Origin of the sequence: Nannocystis sp. RBIL2 (genome assembly GCF_026626745.1) — a bacterium.
Taxonomy (GTDB): Bacteria; Myxococcota_A; Polyangia; order Nannocystales; family Nannocystaceae; genus Nannocystis.
In genome coordinates this window covers 4,853,472-4,868,062 of the sequence record NZ_JAPNJW010000002.1, presented here as the reverse complement: position 1 = coordinate 4,868,062, position 14,591 = coordinate 4,853,472, and the positions used below count along the sequence as shown (strand labels likewise).

10 protein-coding genes are annotated in these 14,591 nt (G+C 71.7%); 2 read left to right on the top strand and 8 right to left on the bottom strand.

The features are described from left to right. Nucleotides 1–545: 545 nt before the first annotated feature. Entirely contained in the window at nucleotides 546–1,379 is an 834-nt protein-coding gene (locus OV090_RS51280) for a Kazal-type serine protease inhibitor family protein (protein WP_267710960.1), read from the top strand. 295 nt (nucleotides 1,380–1,674) lie between these two features. Here OV090_RS51280 and OV090_RS44165 read toward each other — a convergent pair whose 3' ends face one another. The 6 genes from OV090_RS44165 to OV090_RS44140 form a co-directional block, all read right to left on the bottom strand. Then, a complete protein-coding gene (locus OV090_RS44165) occupies nucleotides 1,675–3,429 on the bottom strand; it encodes an amidohydrolase family protein (protein WP_267710959.1) in 1,755 nt (584 codons plus the stop codon). Nucleotides 3,430–3,667: 238 nt separating this feature from the next. Beyond that, entirely contained in the window at nucleotides 3,668–4,474 is an 807-nt protein-coding gene (locus OV090_RS44160; protein ID WP_267710957.1) for a hypothetical protein, read from the bottom strand. A gap of 270 nt (nucleotides 4,475–4,744) precedes the next feature. Further along, a complete protein-coding gene (locus tag OV090_RS44155; protein WP_267710956.1) occupies nucleotides 4,745–6,463 on the bottom strand; it encodes a hypothetical protein in 1,719 nt (572 codons plus the stop codon). Between the two features lie 598 nt (nucleotides 6,464–7,061). After that, a complete protein-coding gene (locus OV090_RS44150) occupies nucleotides 7,062–8,348 on the bottom strand; it encodes a restriction endonuclease subunit S (protein WP_267710954.1) in 1,287 nt (428 codons plus the stop codon). After that, a complete protein-coding gene (locus OV090_RS44145; RefSeq protein ID WP_267710953.1) occupies nucleotides 8,341–9,750 on the bottom strand; it encodes an N-6 DNA methylase in 1,410 nt (469 codons plus the stop codon). Before OV090_RS44145 ends, OV090_RS44150 begins: the two co-directional genes overlap by 8 nt. A gap of 607 nt (nucleotides 9,751–10,357) precedes the next feature. Then, nucleotides 10,358–10,816, bottom strand: coding sequence for a hypothetical protein (locus OV090_RS44140; RefSeq protein ID WP_267710952.1), 459 nt, complete (start codon nucleotides 10,814–10,816; stop codon nucleotides 10,358–10,360). Between the two features lie 7 nt (nucleotides 10,817–10,823). Here OV090_RS44140 and OV090_RS44135 point away from each other — a divergent pair, with 7 nt between their 5' ends. Continuing rightward, nucleotides 10,824–11,399, top strand: coding sequence for a hypothetical protein (locus OV090_RS44135; protein WP_267710951.1), 576 nt, complete (start codon nucleotides 10,824–10,826; stop codon nucleotides 11,397–11,399). 102 nt (nucleotides 11,400–11,501) lie between these two features. On the opposite strand, the gene OV090_RS44130 is transcribed toward OV090_RS44135, so the two are convergent. Together OV090_RS44130 and OV090_RS44125 are read right to left on the bottom strand one after the other, a co-directional pair. Next, nucleotides 11,502–12,923 (bottom strand): hypothetical protein, encoded by a 1,422-nt coding sequence (locus tag OV090_RS44130; RefSeq protein WP_267710950.1) that lies wholly within the window; start codon nucleotides 12,921–12,923, stop codon nucleotides 11,502–11,504. A 248-nt stretch (nucleotides 12,924–13,171) separates the two neighbouring features. Beyond that, entirely contained in the window at nucleotides 13,172–14,497 is a 1,326-nt protein-coding gene (locus OV090_RS44125) for a cytochrome P450 (protein ID WP_267710949.1), read from the bottom strand. Nucleotides 14,498–14,591: the final 94 nt, after the last annotated feature.

Here is a 14,591-nt window from a genome sequence, read left to right as displayed (position 1 = left end):
CAGGTCGGACGTGCGGCGGCGGCCAGCGGCGGCGTGCAGGGGAGCGAAGGGGCCGCGAATTGTGAAAAATCTGTCCCGAGGGACATGTCGGTGACAGGCGTCCGGAACGAACGCGACGGCGCCCGCGCGTGTGAACCCTCGCGGAGCGTTCGCGCCCGGGCGGCGCGGCCGGACGTCGCCGCGCATTCTTCTCTTTAAAAGACATTCACGTGACATGTTGGAGAGGACATGTCACGGCGGACATGGGGTCGCGGGACCGACGTGTGGGCCGGCGTCGCAAGCGGGGTGATGGATCGCGGGGGCGATGCCTCGTTATGTCACGAGCGTTCGCGGCGCCGGGGCTATTGCATCACGGGTGTCTTGGCATAGAACTCCCGCGCCTCCGGCCGAGGCAATTCTTCACCATGCGCCATTCATCGTTTGTCTTGTTGGCCTGTGCCTCTGTTTTGTCGCTCTTCCCCGCTTGCGACAGTCCCGCCCCGAAGAATCCCGAGGAGGACCACGACCAGAGCGGGCCCAGCGCTGCCGAGCAGGAGACATTCTACGTGGTGACTCGCCGCGACGTCCGCAAGTGCGCGGCGCCGGCCTGCGGCGGCTTCTACGTCCAGCGCGTCAATCAGGGCACCACCACCTGCGCCGACGGCAAGGCGGACAAGGAGTGCTATGTCGGCACCGTCGACCTGGCCGCGCTGAAGCTCGACGCGAACGGCCAGAACACGTTCCTCGCCGCGTTCGCGGAGGGGCATGCGCTGGTCCGCGGGACGATCGGCCGTGAGGCCGATCCGAACTTCGCCGACGTCGGGGTGCTGCAGGTCAGCGAGGGTTGGACCGGGCGCGTCGGCAGCAAGCCGAACGGGGACTTTTATCGGCTGCGAGGGATCCACGCCAAGTGCTCGGCGATGCCGTGCCCGATGGCGCACGCGTTCCGCCTCAACACCGGCTGGGACATGCTGGTCTCGGGCGTCGACTTCGCGGCCAGCGGGGCGTCGCAGGAGGTCCAGGACGCCACCCGCCAGGTGATGTACGAGACGCCCGAGGGCATCCTCGTCGCGGCCTCGTCCTCGGAGGTGACGGGCCCCAACGGGACGAAGCCGGCGCTGGTGACCAGCGAGCTGTACACGCGCGCGGGCACGCCTGCCGCTGCCGCCAATCCGGAGTGCGGCGGGATCCGCGGGCTCTCGTGCGGCGAGGGCCAGTTCTGCGATCCGAGCCAGTGCGGCGGCGCGGACATCGGCGGGACCTGCCGGGCCAAGCCCGAGGCGTGCACGTTCGACTACAACCCCGTGTGCGGCTGCGACGGCAAGACCTACGGCAACGACTGCGCGCGTCAGTCGGCCGGGATCGGGCTCGCGCATCCGGGCGAGTGCGAGAAGAAGTGAGTTTTTCAAGGGGACAGGTGCACGCTTGAGAGCGTCGCTGCACCGGCGCTCACACGCAGCGTGACATGGTTTAAAGGACATGTCACGCTGCGTGGGAGCGCGTCAGTCGGCCGGGATCGGGCGTCGCCCACGCGGGCGATGCGAGGATTACAGAGCTGTTCTTTGAGACAGCCGGTGACGCGCTGTCGCCGGCGCTCACGCGGAAGGTGAGCCGTCCGAACGGCAGTTCATCCGATGCGCGGCGGGGCACCTCGCCAGCGGCTGGCATGACTGATGACATGTCCGAAGGGACATGTCATCCCGCGCGGAGGACGGTGCCGAAGCGCTCGCGGCCGAGCTCGGGCGCGAGCGCGCCGTCTTGCCAGGCCGTGCGGCCGGCGACGAGGACGCGGCGGACGGCGGCGTCGTTGCGGCGCACCAGGCGGCGCAGCTCGCTGAACGGGCCGCCAGCGGCGGGCGGGGCGACCGGCTGCTCGTGGAGGGCGTCGAGGCGGTCGTCGAGGGCCTCGGGGTCGACGACGACGAGGTCGGCGCGGGCGCCGGGGGCGAGCCGGCCGGCGTCGAGGCCGAACCATTGCGCGAGCTCGCCGGTGACCCGGTGCACCGCGCGCTCGGGGCTCATGATCGGGCGACCGCGCGCGGCCGCGGCCCGGACCATTCGCAACAGGCGCAGCGGGAAGTTGTAATAGGCCATGTTGCGCAGGTGCGCGCCGGCGTCGGAGAAGCCGATCTGGGCGTAGGGGTGGCGGACGATCCACTCGAGCCGGTCGGGGCGGTCGTTGGCGACGATCGTCTGCCAGCGCAGGGCGGTGCCGTGCTCGGCGACGAGGTCGAGCAGGGTGTCGATCGGGTCGCTCCCGCGCGCCGCGGCGACCTCGGCGAACGACTTGCCGACGAGCTGGTCTTCAGGACATGCGAGGATCTGCGTGCGCCCCAGATCGCGGTGGTAGGCGCGGCCGCGCAGGCGATCGCGCCACTGGCGGCGGAACCGCCGACGATAGGCGGGATCGCGCAGCAGGGCGGCGCGGGCCCCGGGCTCCTCGAGGTGGAGCGCCTCGGTGCCGGCGCCGAACTCCTCGAACACCGGGACCTCGATGCCGTCGACCCACATGTCGAACGGGTTGGGCAGGGCCTGGAACCGCAGGTCGCCGCCGAGCAGGTGATTGACGAGTCGCGTCAATACGCCGGCGACGCGGTGGACGCCGCGGGCGGGCGGGGCGTCCATCATGGCGATGAGGGTGGTCTTGAGGGCGGCGCGGGCGATGCCGGTGCTGAGGGCGGCGAACAGCAATACGTTGAGCTTGGTCGACACGTCGGGCACGCCCTGGAGGACGCGGCCGCGGGCGCGCAGGACGGCGGCGAGGGCCCGGTACTCCGACCACGAGGCGAACACCGACGGCGTCGGGCGGCTGCGGAATTGCTGGCCGTCCATCTTGTCCCACGGCAGAGTGTTGATCGACAGGCCGAGGAAGCCGGCGTCGAGGGCCTCGTGCAGCAGCGCCTTCATGCGCGCCAGCTCGTCGGGGCGCGGGGTGGCGCGCGCGTCGAGGCTGCGGCCGAGGCCCATCGCGGCGGCGCGGATCGCCGAGTGGCCGAGCAATGCGGCGACGTGCGGCCCGAGCGGCAGCCGCTCCAGGTGCTGCAAATAGTCGCCCGGCCCGTCCCAGTCTTTCACGCGGGCAAGCATCGGCGCGACGCAGGCGCGGGGGATCCCCTCGACCCGGCAGAACATGTCGGCCAGCTCGTCCGGCTCGCCGACCGCCAGGCTCAATCCGCAGCTGCCAAGGAATACGGTCGTGACGCCGTGTCGCACGGATTCGCCGAGTGCTGGCCATAGCTCGAGCTCGGCGTCGTAATGGGTGTGGATGTCGAGGAAGCCGGGGGTGACCCAGCAGCCGCGGACGTCGACAGACTCGACGTCCTCACTTACGGCCGAGCCCGGTGGCAGAAGGGCCGCGATCGCGCCGGAGTCGACCCATACGTCGAGCTCACGGGCCGGGCTGCCGAGGCCGTCGAACACGAGGCCGCCGCGGAGGACCTGGGGGCGCATGCCTCAGCGTAACAGGCGGCGCGGGGGCGGGACAGCGCGCGGGGGCCGCGAATCCGCGGATGTCTCGAGAGACAGGTGCTGATACGGCGGGGAATCTACCGAGCGGCGAATCGTGCGAGGCACGTCGGCCGCGACTGGGTGCTGGGGACGACGGAGCGAGCCGTGACCAGGGTTTGTTCGAGCTTTGTTCTCGCCGCGTCGATTCGAGGCGGAGCGAGGGTAAAGGCGAGGGGAGCTGCTAGGCCAGCGGGGCGGCCGCCTCGGCGGAGGCGGTGAAGACCTGATAGACGGTATCGGGGCCCTCACCGTCGCGGCGGATGGCGCCGGTCTTGACCAGGCGATTGAGCACGGATCGCAGGTCGTCGGGCTGCAGGCCGACGCGCGGGCGCAGGTCCTTGGCCCGGATCGGCTCGCTGGTGGTGCGCAGGGCGTTCATGACCAGGGTGTCGGGATCGAAGCGATTGTGCTGGGCGAGCGTGCGAGACATGGCGCTACGCACGACGTCGACATTGCTGCGATCGGAGACCGGCGCGATCTCGAGCTGGGCCGGTTCGGGTCGCGGGCGCCGCTGCGGCGCCTCGCTGCGCGAGGCCCTGGGCGTCTGATTGGCGGCCGCCGGTTCCGGGCGGGCCTCGAGCGCGAGCGCAGGCGCGGGTGCCTCCAGGGCCCGGGCGGCGGCGTCAGCGGCGGCTTCGGCCTCGGCGAGGTCGCCGTCGGAGACCGGCGATTGCGGAGCGGAGACCGGCCGCAATCGCGGGCGGGGTGTCGGCGGCGAATCGACGGACTTGTCGGCGACACGCCCGGGGGCGCGGCGCGGGCTCTTGGCGGGGGCCGGCCGGGTGACCTCCGGGGCCGCGGTGCCGCCGAGCAGGGAAGACACCGGAAGGGTGCCGACGCTGCGTGCGGCGGGGCTGGTGAGGATCTCGCCGAGCTCGCGCAAGGTGAGACTGGGTAGTTCGTCCTGAATGAGCTGCAAGAACACCCGACGCTCGTGGTCCATCAGGGAGTCCCAGAGCTGGCGTTGAATCTGCTCGAACGTGGTCACACTCCGAGGTTACACGATCCGTGTAGAAACATCCATCGCAATCGTACGAGACAGTGATGCCGATGGCCGTCGGCGGACACTTGCGGCGAGCATGTGTCCGCTGGTGCTCGATCGACCAGGCGAGGCCGTCCAGGCGCTGCAGCGAATCGGCCGCCGCCCGTGTGTCCGCGAATGACTCCATTGTGGTCAGCGGCCCATTCGTCCATTGCCGCGCCGCATTGCCGGCGCGGTTCCGCCCCGGGGCGAGGTATGACGATTGCCGACCTGCGATCAGAACGCGGTCCGCTCGAGCTCGAAGTCGGCGAACGCCCACGCGTCGAGGTAGTCCCGCTCGGCCTTCCGCGCGGCCGACTTCTTCTTTTGCGCCGCCAGCGACTTCCACAGGCCGAAGTAGGCCCACCCGTTGTTGGGGTTTTTCGCCAGGTCGGCGCGGTAGACGACCTCGGCCTCGCGCGCGCGCCCGGCGTCGAGGAGGGCGGCGCCGAGGTAGTGACGGACCGGATAGAACCAATCGGCGGGCTCGTTGTAGGCGAGGGTGTCGGCGAGCGCGACGGCCCGCTCCCACCGCGCGACCGTCTCCGGCGAGCGCTCCGCCTGGGCGGCGCGGGCCTCGACGATGTCGGCCGCGAGCTGCAGCACGCGCCTGCCCTGATTGAGGCCCGCGAGCTGATCCTCGGGCAGCTGGCGCATGATGTCGCGGATCTGCATCGCCTCGGCGTAGGCGCCCTCGATCTCGTCGGTCGCCGCCAGCGCCATGCCCCGCGCGTGGTGCCACAAGGCGACCAGAGTGCGGTACTTCGGGTCGGGCTTGGAGGCGCCGAAGACCTCGTCCCAGCGGCCGAAGCGGACCATCACCAGCAGCGGCTCGGACAAGAAGAAGTCCATGCCCGGCATGCCGCACACGATGTCGCGCGGCATGTGCTCGGCCGACTTGCGCGCGGCCTCGAGCGATTCGGCGCTGCGCCCCTGCATCGAGGTGGCATAGGCGAGGAAGCCGTAATTGTGGGCGAGGTAGAGCGGATAATAACCGATCGGCTCGACGCGGGCCAGGTAGCGCGCGTCGACCTGGATCGCGCGCCGGTTGGCCTCGGCGGCGTCGCCGTAGCGGCCGACCCGCTGATAGATGTGGGCCGGCATGTGGACCATGTGACCGGCGCCAGGCATCAGCGCGGCCAGCCGGTCGGCCGCGGCGATGGCCCGCTCCGGCCGCGGCGAGGCCTCGGTGGCGTGGATGTAGAAATGATTGGCGCCAGGGTGCGATTCGTCGCGCGCGAGCACCGATTCGAGGGTCTCGACGATCTCCAGCGTGCCCGGCGCGGCTACCCCGTCGTCGCTCCACAGCCGCCATGGATTGACGTTCATCAGCGCCTCGGCGAACAGGGCCTGGACGTCGAGGTCGTCCGGGAAGCGCCTGGCGACGTCGCGCATCTCGGCGGCGTAGATCCGGTTATAGGCCTCCATCTCGGGCGGCGGGGCGTACTCCGAGCCCTTGAATCGCCGCGCCAGGGCGGCCACCAGCGCGACCTCCACCGGCTGGCCGTATTGCGCGTGCTCCTGCGCCCGCGTGACCGCGTCCCAGGCGGCGTGCGCCCGGTCGGCCAGCATCGGGATGTTGTAATTGGGGCCCAGGGCGTAGGCGACTCCCCACAGACACATCGCGCAGCTCGGGTCGAGCTCGACCGCGCGGGCGAACGAGCGCGCGGCCTCGTCGTGGTTGAATCCATAGAGGAGGTTCAGGCCCTGGTCGAAGAACGCCTGCGCCTGTGGCGATTGCGTGGTGACCGGACGCCTGTGATCGCCGAGGTCGTCGAACAGCACGGCGCCGCGCGCCAGCGACTTCAAGGTCCACGACTCGCCGTCCCCGGGGTCGCTCGCGCCGCCCGGAGCCGCCAGCGCCGAGCCGCCGCCCGGCGGATCGGACGCCGGGTCGCCGACCTGCCGGCCGCAGGCGCACAGGGCGATGAGGGCGATCGTTCGCGCTCGAGACATGACAGTCAGGCTCCGCCGCTCAAGGTACGCCGAGTCGCAAGCCGCGCCCGAGGGGTCGCCGGGCCCCTTGCAGGCGCTCGCCGCAGTGGGGTGCCGGCACCGATTCGGGCGACCAGCGGCCGCCGCCGACGCCCCCCATGCGGGGGGCGCGCGGGGCAGCGCCTTCCTCATTCAGTGGCTGCAGCGGTCGCGGCTGCGAGGACGCGGGGCGCGGCGGAGCCACGCATTCGTGATGCGGGTCGCACGCCGGCCACGAGAGCGAGGCGAGCGAAGAACGTGCGTCACAAACGAAGGACAGTCGGTCGGTTCGCTACGCACGAACCGAGGTTCGCGCGAGCCTCTCGTGGTCGGCCCGGGCGACCTGTCACCGGCTCGAGCGATAGTGTCAGTTCCTGCCCCGCGGCCGGCGATGGAATCGCCGCCGGTATCGCTCGCGGCGGCGGTGTCAGATTCTGCCGCGCGGGCCGGTGATGGAACGAATCATCCTGCCGTCAATCGGCGCCGCCGTGATTGCTGCCCCTGGGGTACTGCATGCACACGTCCCCGGCCTCGAGGCCGGACCTCGATTGACTGCTTGCGATCGGTCATCCCGCCGAGCTCAGGGGACGGCCCGTGGGCCGCCGACGCGCGGCGGCGCGAGGGCACCGGACACCAGGCCCGGGAGCAGGTGATCGCGCAGCTCGACCAGCGCGCGCGACTCCTGGCGAGCGTGGTCGATGCGCGCCAGCAGCGGGCGCGTCACCTCGGTGAAGGCGAGCCGCAGCCGCTCCGGCGGGAGGGCGATCGCGTGGTCGAGCACGGCGTCGCGCGGCAGCGACAACACTGTGGTGCCGGCCGCGAACCCGGCCGCGCGCGCGCGGAACTCGGGCTGCTGCAGGGCGAAATAGACGAACTCGCGCCAGCACTCGCGGCCGGGCAAAAACCGCACCGCGAAGGCGTGGTGGGAGAACAGCATCGGACTTTCGCCCAGGTCCGGGACCCGCAGCGGCGCACCGAGCAGCTCGCGGCGCTGGGTCAGGTCGGTGTTGGCGATCAGCAGGTCGCCAGGGACGACCGTGTGCCGCGGCTGGTGCCGTCCGGAGTAGCGCCGCGGGAAATCGTCGACGTCGAGCTCGGGCCGCGCGCCGAAGTCACCGAGGCCGAGCAAGCGCAGGCCGCTGTCGCCGAGCAGCTCGCCGCGGTACGACAGGCCCTTGTCGAGGTCGAACAGCTCGCCGAGACGGACCAGCTTCCAGTCGCTCGGCGCGGGCACGTCGACGAATTGCGCGCGGAAGCGGGCGCCCGCGATCTCGGCCAGAGTGGCGCACAGGCGATGGTTGAGCTCGACCTTGTCGTCGAGGGCGCCGAGCGCCTCGACGATCGCCTGCTGCCGGCGCGGCGGCGGCAAGACGATGGGGATCCGCACCAGCCCCGACTTGGTGAGGATCGGCTGGGCCGAGCCGCCGGCGGCGGACCGCAGCTCGCGCTGACGTGACCGCAGGTCGTAATAGACATAGCGCGGACAATTGGGGGGGTCGACCACGAGCGCGGCCAGCTGTTGATTGATCGCCGCGTCGACGCCGGCGCAGGCGGTCTTGCCGAGGTCGGCGCCGATGCAGGTCAAGAGGACGCTGCCCTTCGGCACTCGCGAGGCGCCGACCAGGCGGGCGCCCAGCTCGGTGAGCGTGCGGGTGGCGCTGTCGATGGTGCGCCGGCCGTCGAGGTCGGTCGGCGTGATGAAGGGGATCGAGCCGCCGAAGTGCGCGGGGTCGTCGGCCGGCGGGGTGCCGCCGATGACGATCCGCCCGAGCGCGCCGAGCGTGCTGAGCCGCCGTTCGTTCGCGGCCGGGCCCGCGAAGGCGGCGGCGCCGGGGAGGAGGCTGAGGATGGTGCGCCGATCATTCATGGTCGAGCTCCCGGACGAGGTCGCGCAGCTTGCGATCGAGCTCCGCGGCGGTGACGAGCTGGGCGTCGAGCGTCTCGGCGAGCCGACGCATGCGCTCCGCATACGGCTCGTCAGGCGTCGGTTCGGCGGCGGCGCCGACGTAGCGCCCCGGCGTCAGCACGAACTCTTGTCGCGCGATCTCGGCGAGGTCGACGGCCCGCGAGAAGCCGGGGACGCTGGCCAGCTGCGTCGCCTCGTCGGCCTCGGCGCCGACCTCGGGCTCGCTCCGCCAGGCGCGGTAGGTGCCGGCGATCGTGGCGATGTCGGCCCGCGACAGCTCGCGCATGGTGCGGGTGATCATGGTGCCGAGGTGGCGCGCGTCGATGAAGAGGACCTCGCCCCGGCGGTCGCGGCCGTCGCCGCCGCGCTTGTCGTCGGCGAAGATCCACAGGCACGCCGGGATCGAGGTGGCGTAGAAGAGCTGCGACGGCAGGGCGACCACGCAGTCGAGCCTGTCGGACTCGACGATCGCGCGGCGGATGTCGCCCTCGCCCGAGCGGCGCGAGCTCAGGCTGCCGCACGCGAGCACGACCCCGGCCGTGCCGCGCGGCGCGAGGTGGTGGAGGACGTGCTGGACCCACGCGAAGTTGGCGCAGCGCGACGGCGGCAGGCCGTAGCGCCAGCGCGGATCTCTCGGCTCCGGCTCGCCCCACGCGCTGGCGTTGAACGGCGGGTTGGCGAGGATGTACTCGGCCCGCAGGTCGGGGTGGAGGTCGCGGCGCAAGGTGTCGCCGGGGCCCGGACCGAGGTCGCCCTGCAGGCCGCGCAGCGCGAGGTTCATCTTCGCTAGCCGCCAGGTGGTCGGGTTCGACTCCTGTCCGAAGAGACAGATGTCGGGGTGGGCGCTGTGCACGAACATGCCGCCGCTGCCGCAGCACGGGTCGTAGACCCGGCCGGACTGCGGCGCGAGCATGGCGACGAGCAGCTGGACGACGCCGCGCGGGGTGTAGAACTGGCCGCCCTTGCGGCCCTCGGCGCTGGCGAACTCGGCGAGGAAGTACTCGTAGATCCGCCCGAGCAGGTCGCGGTCGCCGGCGATGTCGACGCTGCCGACCAGGCCGACCAGCTCTTTGAGACAGGCGGGGTCGAGGCCCGAGCGCTCGTACCTCGGGGTGAGCACGCCGTGCAGCGCGGGGTTGCTGCGCTCGATCGCCAGCAACGCGGCGTCGAGGCGCGCGCCCAGGTCCGGGCTGCTGCTCGCGGCCGCCAGCGCCGGCCAACCGCTCGAGGCCCAGCGCAAGAACACGAGCCCGAGCACGATGTGCTTGTACGCGGCCGCGTCGAGGTGATGGCGGAGCTTGTTCGCCGCGAGCCAGAGCTGGCGCTCGAGGGTCGTGTCGTCGCGGCGCATTCGCGGCTGCATCCGAACGCGAGGATACGCGAATCCGAACGCGGGAGGAGCGCAATCGCGCATGAGGCAGAACACGCGCGAACGGCCGCGGACGCCGGCTTCTGCTGGGGTGAACTTGCCGATGCAACGACCAGAGCAGGTGTTCAGGTCGCGGCCGGACCACGGACCCCAGCCCCATCCACGCGCGCTTTCGTGGCCGCGCGTCGGCGATCGCGGAGGCACGGTCCGCGAGCAAATCGTGTGACGGGGCATACATGCGCGGCAATCACCGGGGCGCTGGACATTGGTCATTCGAGCCGCAAAAAATCTCGGTCATTTCTCGCGGTCATTTCTCGCGCTCCGAAGAGCGTGATCGCCGCCGCGCATCTGTCCTTCGAGACAGGAAGGTGTTCACTCGCGTCGGCGCCAGCCCCGCATTCCCGAGCGCGGAGATCCAGGCCCCGCCGCGCGGTGAACCCCGCAAGCGAATGGAGCCGGCGCGAGGGATGCCCTGATGCGTGTCGGCGCACGCACCGCCGATTTGATGGTTTATTGATGGCGCTTCGTGACGCCGATCGCATGAACGGACCATGGCGAAAAAGATGGTCATCGCGGTGGGGCTATTCCTGGCGGCCTGCGGTCAGGGCGGGAACGCGGATTCGGCGACTTTGAGCGACAGCGGTACGACGATTGGCGCGAGCGGGGGGACAGCCACCGATACGGCGGCGGACCTCCCGACGTCGAGTGCGTCCAATTCGAACGGCCTGACGACGACGGCGGAGGGCACCGATTCGATGACGGGCGACTCCCTCGGCGACAGCCTGTCGGCGTCGGCGAGCGCGACGGACAGCGGCGCGTCGGCGAGCGCGACGGACAGCGCGAGCGCGCCCGACAGCGCTTCGGACAGCGCGAGCGCGTCGAACAGCGCTTCGGATAGCGCGCCCGACAGCGCGTCGGACAGCGCGAGCGCGTCGGACAGCGCGAGCGCGTCGGACAGTGCGAGCGCGTCGGACAGCGCGAGCGCGTCGGACAGCGCGAGCGCGTCGGACAGCGCGAGCGCGTCGGACAGTGCGAGCGCGTCGGACAGCGCGAGCGACACGGAGGGGGTGGGCGACGATCCGCCGGCCTGTACGCCGCGGGTGTGCGAATACGACGGCAAGGTCCATCAGTGCGGCGATTGCCTCGACAACGACGGCGACGGCGGGGTCGACTGCGGCGACATGGAGTGCTTCGGGCCGTGCGACGACAGCGAGGCGGAGTACGGCTCGCCGCTCGAGGACAAGGACCCCTGCAAGCAGGACTGCTACTTCGACGGCAACGGCGGCCAGGGCGGCGGCGATTGCCAGTGGAACCTCAAGTGCGACCCGCTCGAGCCGGGCGGGCCGAACTGCAAGTACAGCCCGACGCTCGACCCCGACGATCCCGACGACATGACCGACAACTACGGCAAATGCGTCGACGGCGACCGGGAGAACTGCGCCGGCAGCTGCGTGGCGCCGAACGGGTGCGACTGCTTCGGCTGCTGCACGATCGAGGGCGTCGATCGCTTCATCGGCAGCCCCGGCTGCAAGGCCGACGACGTCGAGGCGTGCAATCCATGCACCAAGCAGAACGAGCTGTGCGGCAATCCCTGCGAGGACGGCGAGATCTGCTACCCGGAGATCGAACCGTCGCAGTGCTGAGCTGAATCGCGGTCCCGCGATACCGCGCGAGCGCGGCTCGCCGCGGATGAGCGCGAGGACATGTCTGCAGGGGCATGCTCGATCGAGCAGGCGCTCGGGCGCTCAGCTGCCGGGGATCCGCAGCGACAGCAGGTGCTCGACGAGCGCGCTCTGCTCGGCCGGGGTGAAGCCGGCGCCGGGGTCGACCCAGAACTCGTGGCCGACCCCGCGCACGTGCAGCTCCCAGCGCGCGGTGTCGGCGTGGTTGGCCGCGATCACGCGGGCGCGCAGCTCGCGATCGACGAGCGCGCGCAGGCTGGCTCGCGGGTCGAGCGGGGTGTCGCGGGCGCGGAGGTTGCCGACGCCGACGACGCTCTCGCCGGGGCCGACGGCGACGCCGCCGTCGTGCAAGTACGGGGCGCTCCACCACAAGCCGACGAGCCCGGGAATTTTATAACCACTCTGGCCATTGGCGCGCGCCGGGTCGGTGCCGACGCGGGCGTGCGGCAGCACCGTCTGCGTGGTGTAGGCCGGGCCCGCGTGGCAGCGCTCGCAGCCGGCGCGCGCGAACACCTCGCGCCCGCGAGCCGCGGCGGCCGCGTCGACGACGACCTCGGGCGGGCGCAACGCGTCCTGCCAGGCGGCCATGCCGACGATCCGCTCCCACTCCGGCGGCTCGATGTACGGCGCGCTGACGGCGTGCAAGGCGGTGGGTCCGTTGATGTAGAGGGCGAGGCCGGACAGCGGCCCCGCGCGCGAGGAGCCGGTCCAGCCGTACGGGGCCTCTTCGTGGACGAAGACGTCGGGGATCCGCGTCGGGTTGGCGGCGCCGTCGAGGGTGGCGTCGAAGCTGCCGGGCGGCCAGGCCGCGAGCGTGCGATCGACGGCTGCCTCGACCTCGGCAGGGTCGGGGCCCGGCGCGGCGGCGGTGTGCGGGCGGAAGGCCGCGCTGTTCGGCGCCAGAGCGAGCAGCAGGCCGGCCTGCAGGTCGCTGTTGGCGGCGCCGTGGATCACCTGTCGCGTCTCCGGGTCGACGGTCGAGTGACACAGCGCGCAGGTGATGCCGACGCGAATCTCGTAGCGCGTCATGTGGACGACCACGCCGAGCGGCAAGAACGAGCCGGCGGCGACGTCGAGGCCGGTGCCGAGCTTGCTGCCCCTGGCGTAGGTCTGGCCGGCGATCGTCACGTCCTCGGCGAGCTCGATCTCGAGGTTGGTGGTGCCCGCGCCGCGCAGCTTGAACAGGGCCCGCGCCGCCGGCCAGGTCCGCAGCGGGCCGCGCAGCACGCCCATGACGTCGCTGAAGAACACCTCGTTGCCGAAGTCCTCGCCGTAGAAGTCGCGTCGGCCGCGGACGAGGTCGGCGACGTCGACGGCGGCCGAGGCGACCTCGCCGTTCAGCGACGCGCGGTCGCCCGGGCGCGAGGCGCATGACCACGGGATCAGGCCGATGAGCGTGACCGCGGCGGCCAGCGCGATCGCGGCGATGGTGAGGGGACGGCGCCAACGCGGCCGACGGACGTGAAATACGCGAACTGCGGCCATGACACCTCCCTTCTCGTCGCCTGTCCCCGGGGACTGGTGACGCACGGTAGAACCATGGGGCAGGCCCCCGGGTGTTCAACCACACCCGGGCCAGGCGTAGAAGCCGCCTCGTGCGAGCGCGGAGGATCTCCGCGGGAGATGTACGCCTTGCGACCCGACGCGACGCCACACGCTCGCGGCGGGGCCTCCGCCCGCGCACGGCCTCGCCGCGAGCCCTCCGCCGCGAGCAGGCCCGCGCTCCGGAGCCCTCAGCGCCGCTGCAACGTGGCTCGCATGCCGCCCGCGGGGCGCAGCGTGATCGAGAATTGCGGGCGCGGGCGATCGGCGGGGCGGACGACCGGGCGCCAGCGGCGGGCGAGGGTGGCGAGCACCAGCACGAGCTCGAGCATGGCGAAGTTGTTGCCGATGCACAGGCGCGGGCCGCCGCCGAACGGGAAGTAGGCGAAGCGGGGGATCTTCTTCAACAGGTCGCCGTCCCACCGCTCGGGCTCGAACGCCTCGGGCCGCGGGAAGTACCGCGCGTCGCGGTGCGCCGCCCACTGGAACATCCACAGCTGAGCGCCGCGCGGGACGGCGACGCCGCCGAGCTCGAGGTCCTCCAGCGCCTCGCGGCCGATGCTCCACGCCGGCGGGTACAGCCGCATGCTCTCGTGCGCGACCCAGTCGGTGTAGCGCAGCGCCGGCACGTCGGCGAGCGTCGGCGGCCGGTCGCCCAGGACGTGGTCGAGCTCGGCGCGCAGCTTGTCCCACGCGTCGGGGTGCTGCGACAGCAGCATCCACGTCCACGACAGCGCCAGCGCGGTGGTCTCGTGGCCGGCGACGAACAGGATGAAGGCCTCGTCGCGCAGCTGCTCGTCGGTCATCTGCCCGCCCTCGTCGTCGCGCGCGCGCAGCAGCATCGACAGCAGGTCGCCCTCGTCGCGGCCGCTGGCGCGCCGGGCGGCGATGATGCCGCGGATGGCGCCGTCGATGCGCGCGCGGGCCTCGTGGAACCGGCGGTTCTTCGGCAGCGGCAGGCCGGCGAGCCACGGCAGGAACGCGTAGGTGTAGTCGGAGAAGCGCGCCATGATGACGTCGAGCGCGCCGCCGATGGTGTCGGCGATGGCCCGGTCGACGCCGGTGGAGAACAGGGTGTCGGCGACGATGTCGAGGGTGAGTCGCATCATCGCCGCGTGGATGTCGAGCACCTGTCCTTCGCGCCATGTCGAGGCGAGGCGCTCGGCGTGGTCGACCATCACCGTGGCGTAGGAGGCGATCCGCTCGCGGTGAAAGGCGGGCTGGGCCAGCCGCCGCTGGCGGCGCCAGAAGTCGCCGTCGCTGACGAGCAGGCCGTTGCCGGTGACGAGCGAGAGGTCGCGGGTGAAGCGGTCCTTGATGAACAGCTTGCTGCGGCCGACCAGGACCTCGTCGATGAGCTCGGGGTCGGCGACCAGGTAGGGCGAGAACCAGGGCATGACGACCTGGTGGATCGGCGCCACCGCGGTCTGCCGGGCGATGAACTGCTCGGGCCGGAAGGCCAGGTGCAGCATGTTGCCGGGGCCCTGCAGCCGCCGGGGGAGCGGGATGTCGAGCATACGCGGCAGCGACGATAGCGGAGAGATCTCGACGCGTCCACGCGCGGGCCCCCGAAGCCCGCGTCGGGCCGCGCCGAACGCAGGTGTCGCGCAC

Excerpts from the sequence above, each read along its gene's own strand:
- OV090_RS44150 (WP_267710954.1), bottom strand. The coding sequence starts at position 8,348 with ATGAATGATCGGCGCACCATCCTCAGCCTCCTCCCCGGCGCCGCCGCC.
- OV090_RS44145 (WP_267710953.1), bottom strand. The coding sequence starts at position 9,750 with ATGCAGCCGCGAATGCGCCGCGACGACACGACCCTCGAGCGCCAGCTC.
- OV090_RS44155 (WP_267710956.1), bottom strand. The coding sequence starts at position 6,463 with ATGTCTCGAGCGCGAACGATCGCCCTCATCGCCCTGTGCGCCTGCGGC.
- OV090_RS44125 (WP_267710949.1), bottom strand. The coding sequence starts at position 14,497 with ATGCTCGACATCCCGCTCCCCCGGCGGCTGCAGGGCCCCGGCAACATG.
- OV090_RS44165 (WP_267710959.1), bottom strand. The coding sequence starts at position 3,429 with ATGCGCCCCCAGGTCCTCCGCGGCGGCCTCGTGTTCGACGGCCTCGGC.
- OV090_RS44130 (WP_267710950.1), bottom strand. The coding sequence starts at position 12,923 with ATGGCCGCAGTTCGCGTATTTCACGTCCGTCGGCCGCGTTGGCGCCGT.